The following is a 19,666-nucleotide window of genomic DNA, read 5'->3' on the forward strand; positions in this document are numbered from 1 at the left end:
AGGTTCACACATTATTTGAATGAAAGATTCGTTACCGGTCAGTCTAATTATTTCGCTGCTCATTTTCCGATCCGCCTTTGCAGCGCCAGAACTTCAAGTCGGTCACTTACCGGACGGCGACGAAGTCGTGCCAATCGGACAAATCGTTCACGCGCCGGGACAGTCCGTTTATTTCAAAGGAAGGCCGGTTGATCTGGCGATGTCACACAGCGGACGAAATTTTTACATAAAAAATTTCAACAATCTTGTCGTCGTGGACAGCGTGAGTTGGACGATTGAGCAAATGACGAATTATCCCGGCACGCCCGCCTCGATGCATGGCATCGCTGTCAACCACGCGGGGACGCACGTTTATATCACAAGCGTGGGAAATGAGCTTTACGATTATGCGACGGGTGATCTGGGATTGGCATCGCTCAACCGGACGATTCGGTTGGGCACGAATTCTGATCCCTGCGGTGTCGCCATTTCAACCGATGACACGCTCGCTTATGTTTGCCTGGATCGGAGCAACACGCTTGCTGTGGTGGATCTGGCCTCGGGCAAAATCACACACGAAATTAATGTGGGTATTGCGCCCTATGCGGTGGCGATTTCACGTGATGGAAACATGGCTTACGTTTCTGATTGGGGCGGGCGCATTCCCAGCGCGGGTGATTTGAAGGGTTATTCCATCGGCAGTCCCATTGTCGTGGATGATCGTGGAATTGCGGCCAGCGGCGCGGTGTCCATCGTGGACTTAAAAGCCCATTCCGAGGTCGCACAGATTCCCACTGGGCTGCATCCTTCTGATTTGAAATTAAGCCGCGATGATAAAATGTTGTTTGTCGCCAATGCAAATTCCGACACGGTGACGGTTCTCAACACCGAAACGCGCGCGCTGGTTGAAACCATTCCGATGCGGCTTGACGCCCATGAACCGTTTGGAAGCGCCACCGACGGACTCGCGTTGAGCCGCGATGGTAAAATACTTTACGTCGCCAACGCGGGAAATAATGCGGTGGGCGTGGTGGAATTGCCGAACGAGGAACACACTAACAGCATCGTCCAGGGTTTCATTCCCACCGACTGGTATCCGGGTGCGGTGTTTGCCGACCTGTATGATCTTTACGTGGTGAACACGAAGGGACTCGGTTCCACCAATCGCGATGTTTATCAAATCACCGGCACGGTAAATAAAATTCCGTTGCCCACGGCGGCGGAACTTCCCGCTTACACGGCGACAGTGAAAACCGATTCCCGTTTGCCGCAGATATTAAACAGCCAGACAGCGGCAACGAGCGCGGCCACGCCCATGCCCGTTCCTGCGCACGCGGGCGAACCATCAGTTTTTAAACACGTGCTCTATATCATCCGCGAAAACAAAACCTACGACGAACTTTTGAGCGATCTTCCGCGAGGCAATCGCGATCCAAAATTATGTATTTTTGGCAAAGCCGTAACGCCGAACCTGCACGCACTTGCAATGCAATTTGTGTTGCTCGACAATTATTATTGCAACGGAGTTTATTCAACGGACGGACACGCCTGGTGCACCGAGGCAAACTCCTCCGACTATTGGGAAAAATCCATCGGCGCGGCAAATCGTTCGGGACAAATCGGCGTGGACCCGCTTTCGTATTCCTCGAGTGGATTTATCTGGAACAATGTGTTGCAACACGGATTGACCTTTTATAATTATGGCGTGTTTGGCCAGTCATTCCCAACTCCCGACAGCACTTGGTTGCAGATTTACACCGATTATACGAATCACATCGGGCGAATTGGGTTTCATACTTATATCGGCAATACACCGGTGCTGCCCGCATACAGTTCAACGAACGTCTCGGGATTTAATCTGAAAATTCCCGACCAAATTCGCGCCGATGGTTTTCTTGCGGAATTCAGCGCCGCAGAGAAGAAAGGCCGGTGGCCGGCGTTCAATATGTTTTATCTGCCGGACGATCACACGGCGGGAGGCAGCCCGGGTTTTCCCACGCCACGGGCGCAAGTTGCGGACAATGACCTGGCCACGGGACGCGTCATCGAGGCGGTGACCAAAAGCAGCTTCTGGAGCAACACCGTTATTTTTCTCATCGAGGACGATCCGCAGGGCGGTTACGACCACGTGGATGGACATCGTTCCATCTGCATCGTCGTCAGCCCTTACACCAAGCGTGGCGAAACAGTCAGCGCGTTTTATAATCAGACCGGGCTCATTCACACGATGGAACAGATCATGGGATTGCCGCCGATGAACCAGATGGACGCATCGGGGCCATTGATGACGGACTGTTTTGGCGCGCGAGCCGATTACACACCTTACACTGCCGTGCCGAATGAAATTCCGCTGAATGAAATGAATCCCGGCACCATCAGCGCACTGGGCAAGCATGACCGGCACTGGGCAGAATTGAGTTTGCAAATGGACTTCAGCAAACCCGACCTTATCAATGACGATACGCTCAATCGCATCATCTGGCATTCGATCAAGGGCAATCAGCATTACCCGGCCGAATTTGCCGGCCCGCATGGCAAGGGATTGAAACAACTCGGACTTATTTCCGCCAAAGGAAAAAGTTCCGGTGAGGATGATGACGATTGAAATTCGCCGTAATTAACGCGCGCGTATCACAAAGTCCGCGCCATTGATTTCCGCATTGTCCCTTTTACGTATTTTTTACTAATCGTGTAGGACGATTGGAGGCCATGCGCTTCTCATCTCGCCGACTATTCGCGGATGCTTTTCTCCACGAGTCTCTGTTCATCAATCCGCGGTTTAAACGATGAACATAGGGTATTTCATTTGTCGCGCAGGGGAATGCGTTCCAAGCGGCACTGGGCGTAAATCGCGGTGGAAGCTTTTTCTCCTGTTTTTTTCTTTGGCGATTTCGGTTCATGCCGCGCCGATAGCCGTCACCGGCCAGTGGGATTTTAAATATGGCGACCTGCGCGCGACGGTTGGGGCGGACTTGCAATACGTCGGCGACACTTCGAACGTCACAAGTTTCACCATTGCAAAAATAAACGGCCAGCCCGCGCAAGTGATGAGCTTCGGCGGGAATTCGGTCGGACGCGGATTTTATATGCGGCATGGCGCTGCTCCCAATGGTGGAGGCCAATTCGTCAATCAATACACGATTGTCATGGATGTGATGTATTCGACGATTAACAGTTCGCAGTTGCATCCCCTGCTCCAGTCGGACCCATTCAACCCGCCAGGCATAGATGCGCAATTTTATGTCGGCAGCAACCAGTCGGCAGGACCCGATGGCATTGGAGCTAATGATCAATTTAGCGGCACACTAAGCGCAAATGTTTGGTATCGGATCGCATTTGCAGTGGATCTGACAGCGCCATCCGGGCAGCAACTAACGAAATACGTGAATGGGACGATGGTTGGCTCGCAATCGCTGGCAGGCGGCGTGGATGGGCATTACGCACTTGGCCCGACCGCGCAACTTTTTACGACCGGAACGGCGACTGGCGGAGCGACTACTCAACCGGGTTACGTCAACAGCATTCAATTTCTCAACGGCTGTCTTTCGCCCCAAGCCATCTTGGTGCTGGGCGGTCCCACGGCAAATGGAATTCAATCGGGGGCTCCGCGATTACAAATCACCACGGCAAATACTCTCATGCCGGCAACAAAATTTATCTGGCCTGGACGCTATAGCCCGAATCTGCAAATTCAGCAAACAACCAACCTTGCCGATCCAGCGTCGTGGCAAAGTGTCGGACTCGTCAGTTCAACGCAAACGCTGGAAGTTCCGACGGCCCAATTAAATATCGGCTCGGCTGGCACAGTCAGTTTTTTCCGAGTGGGCGGCCCATTCGTTACGAATGTTGATCCGGGAGCCACCGTTGAAGGCGATATTTCGGTGAATTGGAACGGCGTCGAGACCCAAGTGGTGCCGACGAAACAGATTTTGCATACGCCGGGAAAATCAGTTTTGTTCGGCGGGCTGGGATTGGACATTGCGTTGTCACCGGATGGCACAACCGCGTATGTGAAAAACAACAACAGCCTGATCGTAGTGGACGTGGCTACATGGAAGCGGCTTCAGTCCGTGCGTTATCCTGGCAGCCTGGGATCGTTCCACGGAATCGCGGTCAGCACGGACGGCATGCACGTTTATGTCACGGCGTCGGCGTACGAACTCTATGATTTCGCCATTGCGACCAATCGCGTCGCGACTTTTTCAAGGACGATTGCGCTTCCGGCTTATTGCGATCCCTGTGGCATCGCATTGTCCGCGGATGGAACCAATGCTTATGTCTGTCTCAATAAAAGCAACTCGATCGCCATTGTGAATTTGGCGATTGGCATGATCACGGGTCAAATTAAAGTCGGCATGGCGCCTTGGGGCATCGCGCTTTCGCCGAATGGGAACACGGCGTATGTCTCCGATTGGGGTGGCCGCGTGCCCGTTAAGGGCGATTTGACCTTAAATTCCGCCGGTTCTCAAATCGTGGTGGACGCACGCGGAATAGCGGCAAGCGGCACGTTGTCCGTGGTGGATTTGACGCAGAATCTGGAGGTGGCAGAGATTCCAACCGGCTTGCATCCGTCCGATGTCACGCTGAGCCAGGATGGGAGCACATTGTATGTCGCGAATGCAAATTCAGACACGGTTACGGTCATCAATACCCAAACCCTAGCGGTGCAGGAAACCATTTTGATGCGGCCCGACCCGTCATTGCCGTTTGGGAGCGCGAGCGATGCGGTCACACTGAGCCCCGACGGTACGATACTCTATGTTGCCAACGGCGGCAACAATGCCGTGGCCGTGGTGGAATTGCCGAACGGCCAGCACACGAACAGCATCATCCTCGGCTTTATCCCAACGGACTGGTATCCCGGGGCACTGGCGACGGACGGCACGAATCTTTTCATCGCGAATACCAAGGGCCAAGGCTCCGCGAACGGCACTGCGATCACGACGACGGGCACGGTTGACAAAATCCCTTTGCCAACACCCGAGGTGCTCGACAAATATACCGCCCAGGTCCAGGAGAATTCGCGCGTGCCTCAAATGCTGCAAACCCAGCTTGCGCCCGTGGCAGGCCAGGCACCGGTTCCAGTGCCAGTGCATACGGGCGAACCTTCGGTCTTTCAGCATGTCCTCTATGTCATCAAGGAAAATAAAACTTACGACCAGATGTTCGGCGATATTCCGCAGGGCAACGGCGCTTCTAATTTGTGCATCTACCCGCAAGTGACGACGCCCAATCACCACGCGCTGGCCACTCAATTCGTGTTGCTCGATAATTATTATTGCAACGGAGTTTATTCAACCGACGGTCATGCCTGGTGCACGGAGGCGAACGCGACGGATTATTTTGAAAAAGGCATCGGCGCGCTCAATCGCGCGGGGCAGATCGGCGCTGATCCGTTGATGTATTCTTCGAGTGGATTCATCTGGAACAATGTTTTGCAACATGGCTTGACCTTTCACAACCACGGCGTATTTGGCCAGGCCGGCATGTCACCGGCGAGTACGTGGCTGCAAGTATATTCGGATTATGCGAACCAGACGGGCTTGATAGGCTTTTATAACAGCATTGGAAACGCACCGGTGTTGCCGAAATACAGTTCGACCAATGTATCGGGATTTAATTTAAGCATCCCCGACCAGATTCGCGCGGACGGTTTTCTCCGGGAATTTAACACCGCGCAATCCAGCGGTGTCTGGCCCACGTTCAACATGCTTTATCTGCCGGATGATCACACCGCCGGGAGCACCGTTGGTTATCCCACGCCGCGCGCGCAACTTGCCGACAACGATCTCGCACTTGGCCGCGTGATCGAGGCGGTGACAAAAAGTATTTTTTGGACCAATACGGTGATCTTCGTTATCGAGGATGATGCGCAGGGCGGTTACGACCATGTGGATGGACATCGCTCGATCTGTCTCGTCATCAGCCCTTATACGAAGCGCGCGCAAACCGTGAGCACATTTTTTAATCAGACGGGGCTGATTCATACGATGGAACAGATCATGGGGCTGCCGCCAATGAATCAAATGGATGCGATGGGCCCATTGATGGGCGATTGTTTTATGGCCCAGCCGGATTACACGCCTTATACCGCATTGCCGAATCAAGTGGCGTTAAATGAAATGAATCCAGGAACACTGAGTTCGATGAGCCGGCAGGACTTGCATTGGGCGCGGTTGAGCGCCAAACAGGATTTCAGCAAAGCCGACGTGGCGAATGACGATGAACTCAATCGGATCATCTGGCATTCGGTCAAAGGGAACGCACGTTATCCGTCGGAATATGTCGGTCCGCACGGCAAAGGATTGAAAACCCTGGGTCTCATCGTGTCAAAAAATCATCACGACGATGATGACGACGATTGAGAAGCTGTAGGACTTTTGGAAGTGGTTGAATCGGCAACTGACCGACTTTCCGCGCCGCAATTTTTTGGCAAACTTTGACATAGCAAAGTCGCACTTGTACTCAGAATACCTGTCCGGCTTTTGTTCGTAACATCAGGGGCTTCCAGCCCGATTATTGGAATGATCGGTCATCAATGACTGAAACCATGCGGCGCAATCCGCATAGAAAAGACATTTCAATGATGACAAAACGAATCTACTTTTGGCTGGCCCTGGGCACGCTGCTATTTTCAGGGATTGGTGCTCACACGGGAGTCATGCCTCCCATTCGCACGGTCTTCATTATCATAATGGAGAACAACGACTGGGCGCAAATCATCAACCACCCATCCGATCCGTATATCAATTCGCTGCTGCCAGGCGCTTCTTATTGCTCGCAATATTATAACCCGCCAACCATGCATCCGAGCGAACCGAATTATCTTTGGCTGGAGTCGGGAACCAACTTCGGCATCACCACAACCGGCAATCCATTTCGCGACCATCAAAGCACGACGGATCATCTCACCACCTATTTAAATAACGCAGGCATTACCTGGAGAGCGTATCAAGAGGACATCTCGGGCACCGAGGTTCCCCTTTTTGATGAGAACAATTATGCGGCCCGGCACGATCCCTTCACTTTTTTCGACGATGTGACCGGAACAAATAATCCCAACAACGCCTACGGCATCGCGCACATCCGGCCCTACACGGAATTCATGGGCGATCTCGCCAGCAATACCGTCGCGCAATATAATTTCATCACGCCAAACTTGTGTGACGACATGCACAATAATTGCGCGCCCCTTTATAACGGCCAGTTGCAAGGCGATAGCTGGCTCTCGACGGAAATCCCAAAAATCACGAATTCCTTTGCCTACAAAAATAACGGCGCGATCTTCATCACCTGGGACGAGGCCGGAAGCGCCGACGGTCCCATCGGCATGATCGTGCTTTCGCCACTGGCCAAAGGCGGCGGCTACGTCAGCACAAACCATTACACTCATAGCTCGACCTTGCGCACGATGCAGGAAATCTTCGGCGTGGGACCTTTGCTTCGCGACGCCGCCAATGCGCAAGACCTCAGTGATCTTTTTGTTCAGCCGCAAGCGATCACGCATTACAGCAGCCTCGGCGTGAGAAATTTTTTCCACGCACCGGATGGCTCCGTGCAATTCGACGTGGAGGGCGCGATCCCGGGGAAAACCCACGTCGTCCAGATGTCCACCGATCTTGTTAATTGGAGTAACGTCTGCACGAATACGCCTTCGACAAATAGTTTTTATATCAGTGACCCCAGCGCCATCGGCGCCAGCCAGCGATTCTATCGCGTGATGCAAATGCCTTGAGACGGTGCGGCTTTTCCCGCATTCTTTCTTGATGGCAAACTCGTTTGGTCAGCTTTTTCGCATCACGACCTGGGGCGAATCCCACGGCGGTGGAGTGGGCGTGGTGGTGGATGGCTGTCCTCCGCGGCTCAAGCTCACCGAGGCGGACATCCAGCCGGATCTGGATCGCCGCCGCCCCGGGCAATCGAAGATCGTCACGCCGCGCAAGGAAGCGGACACCGTGCAAATTTTATCCGGCACATTTGAGGGACGAACCCTCGGCACGCCCATCAGCATGTGGGTGAAAAATGAAGATGCGCGTCCCGAGGCTTACTCGGAGATGGCGTCAAAATTTCGGCCATCGCACGCGGATTATACTTACTTTGCGAAATATGGCGTTCGCAACTGGCAGGGTGGCGGCCGTTCCAGCGCGCGCGAAACGATTGGGCGGGTCGCCGCCGGCGCGATCGCCAAAAAAATTCTCCGCGAGCGTTTTGGCGTTGAAGTCCTCGCCTATGTGAAACAGGTCCAGCGATTGGTAGCCGAAGTGCATCCCGACACCGTCAAGATGCGAGACATCGAGGCGAATATCGTGCGCTGCCCGGATGCGGCGATGGCGGAAAAGATGATCCGCCTGATCGAAAAAATGCGGTGCGCGGGCGACAGCGTCGGGGGCATTGTGGAGGGCGTGGCGCGCGGCGTTCCCCCCGGCTGGGGCGAACCGGTTTTTGACCGGCTCGAAGCGGATTTGGGCAAGGCGATGTTGAGCTTGCCGGCGTCCAAGGGTTTTGATGTGGGCTCGGGTTTCGGCGGAATACTTTTGACCGGCACGCAGCATAACGATCTTTTCCGCATGAAGGGTGGCAGAGTTCATACGCTCACAAATCGTTCCGGCGGCGTGCAAGGCGGCATCTCGAATGGTGAGCCGATTTATTTTCGCGTCGCTTTCAAACCGGTCGCGACGGTCATGCATGAGCAGGACACCGTGGACGAAAAATTTCAGAATACAAAGTTGAAGGGGCGTGGACGCCATGATCCCTGCGTGCTGCCGCGCGCGGTGCCGATGGTCGAGGCGATGACTGCTCTCGTGTTGGTGGACCATGCCCTGCGTCACAAAGCGCAGTGCGTGGACTGATCAGCGCATTGACCAGAACGAGTTCCACCAACCGTGGCCGCCGAAGATCCACAACACCGCGGCGACCGCGATGTAGGGTCCGTAAGGCAGCCGCGCCGAAAGGGAATGGCGTTTTAACGCGACGAGTGTGAGCATGATGACCGAGCCGATGATCGAACTGGCCATCAAGGTAAATATCACCGCCTGCCAGCCGAGGAACGCGCCGATCGCCGCCATGAATTTCACATCGCCGAGGCCCATCGCTTCGCGCGGCAATACGACATTGTCGGTGACGACCTCAAGGTAAGGCACTTCCTCGGGAATCAATTCATCCTCACCGATAAAAAGTTTCCCCGGCGTCAGTCGCACCGAGACATCGCGATAACAACGGTCGCTCAACTCCGCCGTGCCGGCCTGCAAACGCACACTGTCGGATTTGCGGTAAAATAATTCTTCGTAAAGAATTTCCTGCTCGGGCAGCACGATCGCAGTTTCCGTAAAAATAATTTTTGAACCGGAAGGCAAACTCATTTTTTGTTTGCCAAAAAAAAGTTTTCCCAATCGCAGCACAGCGTAAAACAATCCCGCTCCCACGGCGATTCCTTGAAAGCTGCGCCACAACCCCATGCCGGGTGAATGCGTGCCGTGAAGCGGCGGCACGAGTAATGAGCATAAAAATCCAACCACCGCGCCGCCGATGGTGATTTCGTCAGGAATAATGTAATGCTCGAAATCAATGAAGGTGGCGGCGATTAAACCCGCGAGGAAAATGCAATAGACGATGGCGATGGATGCCATGTAAGGGCCGAAGCCGATCCAGCAAGCCAGAAACGTGATGCCCGTCAGCAGTTCAACAAGAAAATATCGGATGGAAATCGGCGCCCCGCAATTCGCGCATTTACCGCCAAGGTAGAGCCAGGTGACCAGCGGGATATTCAAATACCAGGGAATGGAATATTTGCAGTGCGGACAATGCGAAGGCGGCGAGACGATGCTTTCCTCCAGCGGCAGCCGATGAATGACGACGTTAAGGAAACTTCCCACCACGCAACCAAAGATAAAAAATACCGCGGACCAAAAATGGAACGGCATGCCCCAGTTGGCGGAATTAAAAATGACGTCAAGCCGCATAGATATTTTTTTCCAAAGCTTTGCGCATGATCTCCACGGGCGCTTTTTTTCCGGTCCACAATTCCAGGGCCTTCGCGCCCTGGTACAATAACATGCCCAGGCCGTTCGCGGTTTTGCAACCGGCCTTTTTTGCCGCCCGCAACAATTCCGTTTGTGCTGGACGATAAATCATATCGTAAACTGCTCTCACTCGCGTCAGCGGAAAAATCTGCTCATCAAATGGCGAACCATCACCTGGTTTCAGCCCGCGAGACGTCGCGTTTAACAGCAGGTCAAGTGCCATTTCATCGGGATTGGGATAGCCGAGTATGACTTTTACCTCGGGAAATTGTTGTTGGACCAACTCCGCCATAAGACTGCCCTTTGCCCAAGTACGATTGAAAATATACAATTCCTTCACGCCTTCGGAAGCCAGTTTAAGCGCGGCGGTGCGACCGGCTCCGCCTGCGCCCAAAAGCATCACGCGTTTGCCTTTTAATTTTACGCCGAGGTCTTCGCGCAAAGAACGGCCGATGGCATCGGCGTCGGTATTAAAACCGTGGGAACGAATCTTACTCGGAACGCTGTCTTTGAAAAAGCGCAACGGCAGCCATTTTCCCTGGAGATCCAACCCTTCAAAAACAATCGTATTAACGGCGCCCCATTTTTCGGCGGATTCGTCGCGGACATCCACCAGTTTCATCGCGAGTAATTTGTGCGGGACGGTGAGGTTGAGGCCGATGTAATGCGAAGCCTTGAGCCCGGCGATGACGACCGGCAATTCTTCGGGAAAAACTTCGTGCGCAAGATAACGCCAATTTAAACCAAGCGCGTTTATCCCGGCGTTTTGCATCGCGGGCGAGGCGGAGTGTCGAATCGGATGGCCCAACACCGCGCAATAGCGCGTCGCGGCGTTCAGAGGCTGTTCAGTGGCTTTCGGCACGCGTTGGTTATAAGCGGCACGGGAAAAAGTTCAAAGTCGAATCTCCGTCGGCGATTGAAGATCTCCACAACTCACATGCCGGAAGCTTGCATAGCCACGAGCAGACGGCCCAATAAAAGATTGGGCGCGCAGCCGAGCGCAACGACTCCGATGGCGAGCAGCACTAAAATTACCTGGGTGGAAATGGGCACGAGTATTTTGGGGGCATCGTTCGGAGCGGGCACAACGTAAATCTGTTTGAGAATTTGCAGATAGTAATATAGCGAGACGGCACTCATGGCGATGGCCAGAATCACCAGCCACAATAAACCGAGCCCGGACGTTCCCCCGATGGCCGCAGCGAACAGATAAAATTTCCCAAAGAACCCGGCGAGCGGTGGAATGCCAGCCAGCGAGAGCATGAAGATCATCATGCAAAAGGAAACGAGCGGCGCACGGCGTCCCAAGCCGGCAAAGCTGGTGATTTGCGCTTCGCTCCCCTGCTCCGCGACGGAGACAACCGCGAAGGCACCGACGACGGTCAGGCCGTAAGTGATCATGTAAAAAATCAACGAACTCATCCCTTGCGAATCATTCGCGAGCAATCCGGTTAGCGCATAACCGGCCTGGGCGATGGCGGAATATGCGAGCAGGCGTTTGACATTTTTTTGCACGATGGCGGCGAGGTTGCCGAGAATCATCGAGAGCGCGGCGAGGATGGCGAGCGCAGGCAGCCAGCCGGAGGCGTATTGATGCCATGCACCGCTGCCGCCCGCGTGCGCGAAGGCGAGCATCATCACTTTGGCAAAGATAAAAAAGCTGGCAAGCTTGGAACCAGAGGCGATCAGCGCCGCGCTGGGCGTGGGCGCTCCTTCATAGGCATCGGGCGCCCAAAGGTGGAATGGCACGGCGGCGATTTTGAAACCGAAACCGATCACAGTCATCACAATGGCGATGATGAGCAAAGGGTCAAGAGGATGGCCGTTGGCGGGTGCGAGCGCCGCGGCGATTTGCGCAAGGTTGGTCGAACCGGAGAGTCCGTAAACGAGGCTTAGCCCGAACAGCGTGAACGCAGCGGACATTCCGCCGAACAGGAAATATTTTAACGCGGCTTCGGATGATTTGACATTTTGTTTGTTGAAGGCGGTGAGGATGTAAAGCGAAAGACTGGTCAATTCGAGCGAGATGAAAATCATCAGCAGGTCGGTTGAGCTTACGAGGAGCATCATGCCGACGGTGGCGAACAGAATGAGGCCGAGATATTCGCCGACGTGCTCGGTGAATTTTGCGCCGAGCGAAAGGATGATGGAGCAGATGGTTAAAGTGAGCAGCGCAGTCTTGACCAGCCGCGTGATGAGGTCGTCCATGAACATCAGTCCGACGAGGCTTTGCGGCGTAGAGGCGGAAACTCGCGGGGCTTCGAGGACGGACAGCCACAAGGCGGCGATCACGCAACCGATGATGGCGAAACCGGCGCAGACCCAGAAGCGGTTTCGCATCGGTTCTTCACGCATGACGATGAGATCCACCGCGATCACGACGAGTGCCGTAATGGCGACGATGGTTTCCGGTGCGACCCGGCCAAGCAGTTCGAGATAGCTCACCAGCCACCCACCTTTCTCAGGCCGTCGAAAAGCGGTGTGTTGAAGCCATCAGCGATGAGCTTCAGCAGCAGATTCGGGAAGAGGCCGATGATGACGGTGGTTGCGAGAAGAATCACCGCCCCAACGCGTTCAGGCATGGTGATGGGAGGTAATTCCTGCGCCATGATTTCAAATTCTTCAACCGGCTCGCCGAAAAATGCATTGTGCATCGCGCGCAAAGTGTAGGCGACGCCGATCAGGATGCCCAAACCGGCGAGCGCGGCGAACGTGGGAAAGGCGTCCCACGCGCCAATGAGCACTTGCAGTTCGGCGGCGAAACCGCTGAAGCCCGGTAAGCCCATGGAGGCAAATCCGGCAATGGCAAAAACACCCGCCGCGAAGGGCAGTGATTTACCGAGGTTCATGCCCTCAAGCATCGTAAGGTCGCGCGTGTGGGTGCGATCGTAAACCATTCGCCCGACGACGGCGAAGAGCAACCCGGCGATGATGCCGTGCGAAAACATTTGCAGCACCGCGCCGTTCAATCCGATGGCGTTGATCGTCATCAAGCCGAGCAGCACGAAACCCATGTGGCTGACGCTGGAATAGCCGATGACGAATTTGAAATCCTTTTGCACCAGCGCAACCATCGCACCGTAAACGATTCCGATCACGGCAAGCAATCCGATGGTATCGTGCCAGTAAAGCAGTCCGGCGGGAAACAAAGTCATGGCCACGCGCAACGCGCCGTACGCGCCGAGTTTCATCACCACACCGGCGAGCAGCATTGAAGCGGCAGTCGGCGCCGCCACATGGCCGGTCGGCGCCCAGGTATGGAACGGCCACAAGCCGGCGAGAATGGCGAAGCCGATGAACACAAGCGGAAATGCCCAGTGCTGGAAAGTTTCAGGAAATGGGAACGCCGCGAGTTCCATGAGGTTCATGGTTTTCGCGCCGGCAACCACGTAAGCGGCGATGATGCCGATCAAGACCATCGCACTGCCGACGAACGAATAGAGAGCGAGTTTCATCGCACCGTATTCGCGTTTGGTGGAACCCCAAATGGCGACAAGAAAATATTTTGGAATGATGGCGAGTTCGTAAAACACGAAGAGCAAAAATAAATCGAAGCTGAGGAACACACCGTACACCCCGCCGATCAAGGCGAGATAGAAGGCGAAGAATTCCTTGGCGCGCGTCTCGATATTCCAGGAAAACAAAACGCCCACGACCGCCGCGATGCCGGTAAGCAAAACAAGCGTGAGACTGATGCCGTCCGCGCCGAGATAGTAAGTGATGCCGAGACTGGGAATCCACGGGACTTGCGCGACGGTTTGCATTCCCCCGCCGTGCGCCTTGATTCCAAGAACTCCGAGCAGGAGGCCAAGCAACGCTGCCAACAGCGCCACACCGCAGGCGAGTTGCGGACGGTTCGGCGGCAGCAGCATCAACGCCACGACTCCGATGAACGAGATATAGACAGTCCAGGCCAGCATCGTTAATTATTTTTTTGCGCGCGTTTCAAAACCGGAGTTGCTCAACAATTCGCAAGACGGCCGCATTGATTTTACCGATCAAAAATTGCGGGTAGAGACCGATCAAAAACATCAGGGCGGTCGCGGGCAGAACGATGAAGCGCTCGCGCCAGTTTAAGTCGGGCAGCGCGCTCCACTTGGGGTTGAGCGGGCCGTTGAAGACACGCTGAATAACGGTCAATAGAAAAATGGCGGTAACCAGCAGGCCGATGACTGAGAGCGCGGTCGCCCAGGTGACGAGCGCAAAGGCGCCTTTGAAGATGAGAAATTCGCCGATGAAGCCATTGAGGCCGGGCAAACCAAGCGATGCAAAAATCGAGATGCCCATCAATCCGCAGAAGATGGGCGCGACTTTTCGGAGGCCGCCAAAATCATTCAGACCGCGCAAGCCACCGCTGCGTTTTTCCAGAAAGCCGATGAAGCAAAAAAGCACGGACGCGGTGAGACCGTGGTTGAACATTTGCAGGATCACGCCGTTGAGAGCGGCGGATTGTTCGGTGCGCCAGGGTTCATCGCCGCCGGTGAATTTGGCGGCGGCGAAAATTCCGAGCAGGCAATAGCCAAGATGGTTTATGGAGGAATAAGCAAAAATGCGCTTGAGATCGCGTTGCGCAAAAGCGGCACAGGCGGAAAGAATGATGGTTGCGACGGCGAGCCACAAAAGCGGCGTCAGCATGTGGCGCATCTGGTCGGGAAAGATGGGGAGCAGAATTCGCAGAAAACCATAAACGCCCATCTTGGACATGACGCCGGTGAGCAGCATGGTCGTGCCGGTCGACGCTTCGGTGTAGGTCAACGGCAACCAGGTATGAAATGGAATCAGCGGGACCTTCACCGCGAATCCCAGGAATACTCCGGCGAAAATGACAAGCGGAAGCTGGTAGCGATTGAATATTTGCCAGCCTTGCAATTTTACGTTTAGCAAGGCGGCAAGTTGGCCGGACTGGCCGAGGTCGGTGAGTTCGGGAAAGTCAAAAGAGTGCGTTGCCCAAAAAATGGCGAGGAAGGACAGGAGCATCGTGACGCTGCCGACCATCGTATAAATGAAAAATCGAGTCGCGGCGGCAGCGCGATTTGGGCCGCCCCAAAATTTGATGAGGAAAAACGCGGGGATAAGGCTCAGCTCCCAAAAAATAAACCAATGGAGAAAATTGAGCGCGGTAAAAGTGCCGATGAGTCCAGTTTGGAGCAGCAGCATCAATGAATAATATCGGGGAACATTTTCGTCGGTGTGCCAGGTGGCAAAAATTGCGATGGGTGTGATCAGCGCAGCGAGGGCAACCATCAGCAAACTGATGCCATCCAGGCCGAGATAATATTGCGCGCCGAGCGATTCGATCCACGCATGTTTTTCGACGAAGTGATATTGGCCATCAGAGGCATCAAAATTTAACCACAACAAAATCACCCAAAGCAGCGTCAGAATATTGAATCCCAGGGCCACCTTGCGGGCGAAGCGCTGGTTTTCCGGAGGCAGCAACCAAAGCATCAGCGCGCCGGCGAGCGGCGTGAAGGTGAGGATGCTGAGGATGGGAAGTTGGTTCATGATGCGATCAGCCCCAGAGCAGCAAAATTCCGAGCACGGCGAGCGCGATGCCGATCACGCGCAGATACGATTGCATCTGGCCATTTTCCAGGCGGGACAGCCATTTGCCGCCGCCGGTCACGCCGGAGCAGCCTTGGTCGAAGCCAAGGTTGACGACGTATTCATCGAAAAAGCGCGAGACCCACGAAAGGCCAATGACGACATAACTCACGGCATAAACCGCGCCCTGCCAAACCCAATAATCGAGCCAGTCGCAGAAGTCACACCACCACGCGTTGAAACGGATGATGGTGAACTCGTAAAATTCGTCCACATAGAATTTATTTTGCAGCAGGCAAAAAATATCGGGGTGGAACTTTTGGAGAATGTCGGATGCATCGGGATTTTCGATTCGCTTTTCGCCGTAAAGCCACCAACCGAGACCGATGCCGATGGCCACGATGCAGGTCGAAAGAACAAGTGTGCCGATGCTGAAAGCGGCGGATTCACCGCCAATATATTTCTGGAACCATGGCCACGCAGGAGTGCCAATGAAACCGAGCAGGACGGCAAAGACCGCGAGAATGGCGAGTGGCGCGGTCATCACCGCGGGACTCTCATGGGGATCGTGATGCTCGTGGGCGTGATCTGAAGTGGTGGTTTGGTTGCCGCGATAATTTCCGAAGAAGACGTAGCACATCTGGCGCGTCATATAGAACGCGGTGAGAACGGCAGCGATAGCGGCGAAATAAAATGGGATGGGTGAGTGCGGCCATTTCTGCGCGGCGTGGAGGATTTCATCTTTGCTCCAGAAACCGGAAAAGAAAATCGGAACGCCGGACAAGGCCATCATTCCGATGGCGTAAGTGGCGAAAGTAACCGGCATGAATTTTTTTATGCCGCCCATTTTGCGGATGTCCTGTTCGCCGTCGCAACCGTGGATAACCGAGCCCGCGCCGAGGAACAGGAGCGCCTTGAAAAACGCGTGGGTGATGAGATGAAACATCCCGACGGCGACGCCACCGACGCCAAGGCCGAGCATCATAAAACCGAGTTGGGAAACGGTTGAATAGGCAAGGATGCGTTTGATGTCGGTTTGCGCGACAGCGATGCACGCGGCGAAAATCGCAGTGAAGGCACCAATCCACGCGACTACCGAGAGCGCGGCATTGGAGCCCGCAACTCCGACGCTGTTGGGATCAAGGATCGGATAGACACGCGCAATCAGAAACACGCCCGCGGCGACCATCGTGGCGGCGTGGATCAAAGCGCTGACCGGCGTGGGGCCTTCCATAGCGTCGGGCAGCCAAACATGCAGCGGGAATTGGCCGGATTTGCCGACCGCGCCGGCAAAGATGAGCAACCCGATTGCGGTGGTGACCGCGATGCCGCCGACGGTGGTGCGACCGACAAGGTCGGAAAGCATTCCTTTTTCGAGGCAGCCGTGGCCATTGTCGTAGAACAAAAGCGTTTGCGCCTGTGCGTATAGAAAAAGAATGCCGAGAAAGAAAATAACATCGCCGATGCGGGTGGTGATGAAGGCTTTTTTGGCGGCGTCCGCGGCGCTGGGTTTGTGATACCAAAAACCGATGAGCAAATAGGACGCGAGGCCGACCAGTTCCCAACACATGAAGAGCATGAGCAAATTATTTGCGATGATGAGGCCGAGCATCGCGGCGGCGAAGAGCGAGAGGAAACAAAAGAAGCGGGTGTAATTTTCGTCGTTGGCCATGTAGCCGCTGCTATAAATAAAAATGAGCAAGGAGATGAACGTGACCATCACCAGCATGATGGCGGTCAGTGGATCGAAGACCCACCCCAACTGAAGAGTGGAATCGCCGATTTGAAACCAGTTGAAATTATGGACTTCAACATAAGGGCCACCGACTCTTGCTTTTGGCAATGAAATCAACCATGCAGGAAAAATCGAAAGCACAAATGAAATAGCCATCGCACCGATCGTGAGCGTCGAGGCGAATTTTTTATGCGCGCGCGGGGTGACGGATAGCACGGCGGCGGCAAAAAGCGGCAGCGCGGGAATCAGCCAGAGATGTTGGGTAGTCCAGTTCATCTTGGCGCGTCAGCCTTTGAGCGAGTCCATTTTGTCGAGGTTGATGTTTTTATAATGGCGATAAATGGTGATGATGAGAGCGAGACCGACGGCGGCTTCAGCGGCGGCAACCGCGATGGAAAAAATCACGAACATGAGTCCCATGAGGGCGTCGGGATTTTGGTTGTAACGCCAGAAAGCGATGAAGTTAAGGTTCGCGGCGTTAAGCATGAGTTCGATGCCGACGAGAACGAGGATGCCGTTGCGCCGCGTAAGCGCGCCCGCGAGACCGATGCTGAAGAGCAGCGCGGACAGCAACAGATAATAATAGAGCGGTATCATGTTCAGTGCGCGGCGGGTTTGGCTGGTGAAACGGGCGTGGCGGTTTTGGCCGGTTCTTTCAAGGCGATGATCACGGCTCCGATGGCGGCGGCGGTGAGCAATAGGCCGATGACTTCAAGCGGGAGAACGTAGCGGGTCATTAGTTGATTACCGATTTCGCGAACGGTGGGGTCGGTTTTTGCGGGCGGCAACTTATCGGCGATGGAACTGTGCAACACGGACCAGGTAAGGATGCCGAAAACCATTACCGCGATGGCCACACCGATTCCCCATTTGCGCGAAACGATTGGCTCGGGATTATGTTCACTGCTGCGCGTCAAGAGAATGGCGAAGACGATGAGAATGGCGACGGCACCGATGTAAACGAGGATTTGCGCCCAGCCGACAAACGGTGCGCCGAGTTGAAGATAGAGCGCGGCGAGGCCGGCAAAGGTCACCGCGAGCGAGAGCGCGCAGTGGACGAGATTGCGCAACGACATGGCGGCGACGGCGCTCACGAGCGTCAGTGCGGCGATGATGGCGAAAGCAATTTGCATCGGTCAATCGGCGAAACGATAAATGCGTTTGGTGGATTTTTGTTCGCCGGTGAGCGCACGGCCAAGAATCGCGTACGGCGCGGCGATCATTGCGCCGCAAATAAGCCAGCGCAAGGGGAGTGCGGTGGTGAAACTCCATTCGGCGGTGTAATGCCAGACAGCGGCGGCGATGAGATTCAACAGCGCCATTGGCAGCATGAATTTCCAGGCGAAGTTGAGGAGTTGATCCACGCGCAATCGCGGAAGCGTGCCGCGAATCCAGATGAACAGCAGCACGAGCCCAACGAGTTTGCCGAGGAACCAAAAATATCCGGGAACCCAATCGAGGAGCGGTGTGGGTGATTGCCAACCACCGAGAAACAACGTGGCGGCGAGACCACACATGGCGAACATGCCAAGATATTCAGCGAGAAAGAAGAGCGCGTATTTGAAGCCGGAGTATTCGGTGAGATGACCGGCGATGAGTTCGGATTCGGCTTCGGGAATATCAAAGGGCGAGCGGTTGGATTCGGCGAGCGCGGCGATGAGAAAAATAATCAACCCCGCCAAGCCCCACGGCCGGAACACATGCCAGCGCGGAATGAAACCGTACGCATAACCACCCTGCCCTTCCACGATGGCAACTAGCGAGAGCGAGCCGGTGATCATGATCACGGACACGGTCGAAATGATGAGCGGAATTTCGTAGCTGATCATTTGGGCGATGGCGCGCATTGCGCCAAGGAGGGAATATTTATTGCGGCTCGACCAGCCGGCCATGAAAATCGAAAGTTCGGTGGACGCGCCGACGGCGAAGAAAAAAAGCATTCCTGAATCGAGGTCGAGCGGGACGAGGTGGCGTCCGTAGGGAAGAACGGCATAAGCGAGCAGCGTGGGAATGAGCAACACGACCGGCGCAAGAAAGTGGACGACTTTGTCGGCGCTGCGGGGAACGATGTCTTCTTTCGTGAGCATCTTGAAGCCGTCGGCGATAGGCTGAAACCAGCCCCATGGACCGACGCGGTTTGGGCCGTAACGGTTTTGAATTCGACCGAGGCCTTTGCGCTCGATCCAAGTCGTCGCGGCGAACAGTCCGGGGAAAATCATGAGGATAGGACTGATGCTCAGGATGGCGTTCGCGAACGGGCGCGCGCACTCGGGCAACGCGGCGAGAAAATCCGCCTTGGGATCCGGCTGATCGGCGACCGCCTTCAAAATCATGACGATAAATCCGAAGAGGAGGTTGCCGATCATGATTGATGAATTTTATGCGAGCG

The 19,666-nt window shown here is 54.8% G+C and carries 13 protein-coding genes; 4 read left to right on the forward strand and 9 right to left on the reverse strand.

Features of this window, described 5'->3' with window-relative positions; genetic code table 11:
* Positions 1-19 precede the first annotated feature (19 nt).
* The 4 genes from VH413_03755 to aroC all read left to right on the forward strand — a co-directional run bounded on the left by VH413_03755 (position 20) and on the right by aroC (position 8,828).
* Positions 20-2,584, forward strand: coding sequence for a bifunctional YncE family protein/alkaline phosphatase family protein (locus tag VH413_03755; GenBank protein HEX3797792.1), 2,565 nt, complete (start codon positions 20-22; stop codon positions 2,582-2,584).
* A 277-nt stretch (positions 2,585-2,861) separates the two neighbouring features.
* Positions 2,862-6,344: a bifunctional YncE family protein/alkaline phosphatase family protein gene (locus tag VH413_03760; protein HEX3797793.1), complete on the forward strand. Its 3,483-nt coding sequence runs from the start codon at positions 2,862-2,864 to the stop codon at positions 6,342-6,344.
* Between the two features lie 329 nt (positions 6,345-6,673).
* Complete coding sequence (locus VH413_03765) at positions 6,674-7,714, forward strand: alkaline phosphatase family protein (protein ID HEX3797794.1); 1,041 nt, start codon at positions 6,674-6,676, stop codon at positions 7,712-7,714.
* A 31-nt stretch (positions 7,715-7,745) separates the two neighbouring features.
* A complete protein-coding gene (gene aroC, locus VH413_03770) occupies positions 7,746-8,828 on the forward strand; it encodes a chorismate synthase (GenBank protein ID HEX3797795.1) in 1,083 nt (360 codons plus the stop codon).
* Here the strand turns inward: aroC and VH413_03775 are convergent, their stop codons facing one another.
* The 9 genes from VH413_03775 to nuoH form a co-directional block, all read right to left on the reverse strand.
* On the reverse strand, positions 8,829-9,938 hold the full coding sequence (locus VH413_03775; protein ID HEX3797796.1) for a prepilin peptidase: 1,110 nt from the start codon (positions 9,936-9,938) through the stop codon (positions 8,829-8,831).
* Positions 9,928-10,860 (reverse strand): shikimate dehydrogenase, encoded by a 933-nt coding sequence (locus tag VH413_03780; protein ID HEX3797797.1) that lies wholly within the window; start codon positions 10,858-10,860, stop codon positions 9,928-9,930. Before VH413_03780 ends, VH413_03775 begins: the two co-directional genes overlap by 11 nt.
* A gap of 71 nt (positions 10,861-10,931) precedes the next feature.
* Positions 10,932-12,443, reverse strand: coding sequence for an NADH-quinone oxidoreductase subunit N (locus VH413_03785; protein ID HEX3797798.1), 1,512 nt, complete (start codon positions 12,441-12,443; stop codon positions 10,932-10,934).
* Positions 12,440-13,918, reverse strand: coding sequence for an NADH-quinone oxidoreductase subunit M (locus VH413_03790; protein HEX3797799.1), 1,479 nt, complete (start codon positions 13,916-13,918; stop codon positions 12,440-12,442). Before VH413_03790 ends, VH413_03785 begins: the two co-directional genes overlap by 4 nt.
* Before the next feature lie 25 nt (positions 13,919-13,943).
* On the reverse strand, positions 13,944-15,503 hold the full coding sequence (locus VH413_03795; protein ID HEX3797800.1) for an NADH-quinone oxidoreductase subunit M: 1,560 nt from the start codon (positions 15,501-15,503) through the stop codon (positions 13,944-13,946).
* 7 nt (positions 15,504-15,510) lie between these two features.
* Positions 15,511-17,553 carry an NADH-quinone oxidoreductase subunit L gene (nuoL, locus tag VH413_03800; protein ID HEX3797801.1) on the reverse strand — a complete coding sequence of 681 codons (2,043 nt, stop codon included), beginning with the start codon at positions 17,551-17,553 and terminating at the stop codon, positions 15,511-15,513.
* A 9-nt stretch (positions 17,554-17,562) separates the two neighbouring features.
* Positions 17,563-17,874, reverse strand: a complete 312-nt coding sequence (nuoK, locus tag VH413_03805; protein HEX3797802.1) for an NADH-quinone oxidoreductase subunit NuoK — start codon at positions 17,872-17,874, stop codon at positions 17,563-17,565.
* Positions 17,875-17,876: 2 nt separating this feature from the next.
* The gene (locus VH413_03810) at positions 17,877-18,410 is read right to left on the reverse strand and encodes an NADH-quinone oxidoreductase subunit J (GenBank protein ID HEX3797803.1); all 534 of its coding nucleotides are present in this window, start codon (positions 18,408-18,410) and stop codon (positions 17,877-17,879) included.
* A gap of 3 nt (positions 18,411-18,413) precedes the next feature.
* Positions 18,414-19,643: an NADH-quinone oxidoreductase subunit NuoH gene (nuoH, locus tag VH413_03815; protein ID HEX3797804.1), complete on the reverse strand. Its 1,230-nt coding sequence runs from the start codon at positions 19,641-19,643 to the stop codon at positions 18,414-18,416.
* Positions 19,644-19,666: the final 23 nt, after the last annotated feature.

The organism is Verrucomicrobiia bacterium (assembly GCA_036268055.1).
In the GTDB taxonomy this organism is placed as follows: Bacteria; Verrucomicrobiota; Verrucomicrobiia; order Limisphaerales; family Pedosphaeraceae; genus DATAUW01.

Coding starts and splice junctions, on each gene's coding strand:
- VH413_03755 (HEX3797792.1), top strand. CDS start 20: ATGAAAGATTCGTTACCGGTCAGTCTAATTATTTCGCTGCTCATTTTC.
- VH413_03790 (HEX3797799.1), bottom strand. CDS start 13,918: ATGCTGGCCTGGACTGTCTATATCTCGTTCATCGGAGTCGTGGCGTTG.
- nuoH (HEX3797804.1), bottom strand. CDS start 19,643: ATGATCGGCAACCTCCTCTTCGGATTTATCGTCATGATTTTGAAGGCG.
- VH413_03795 (HEX3797800.1), bottom strand. CDS start 15,503: ATGAACCAACTTCCCATCCTCAGCATCCTCACCTTCACGCCGCTCGCC.
- nuoL (HEX3797801.1), bottom strand. CDS start 17,553: ATGAACTGGACTACCCAACATCTCTGGCTGATTCCCGCGCTGCCGCTT.
- nuoK (HEX3797802.1), bottom strand. CDS start 17,874: ATGATACCGCTCTATTATTATCTGTTGCTGTCCGCGCTGCTCTTCAGC.
- aroC (HEX3797795.1), top strand. CDS start 7,746: ATGGCAAACTCGTTTGGTCAGCTTTTTCGCATCACGACCTGGGGCGAA.
- VH413_03810 (HEX3797803.1), bottom strand. CDS start 18,410: ATGCAAATTGCTTTCGCCATCATCGCCGCACTGACGCTCGTGAGCGCC.
- VH413_03765 (HEX3797794.1), top strand. CDS start 6,674: ATGGAGAACAACGACTGGGCGCAAATCATCAACCACCCATCCGATCCG.
- VH413_03775 (HEX3797796.1), bottom strand. CDS start 9,938: ATGCGGCTTGACGTCATTTTTAATTCCGCCAACTGGGGCATGCCGTTC.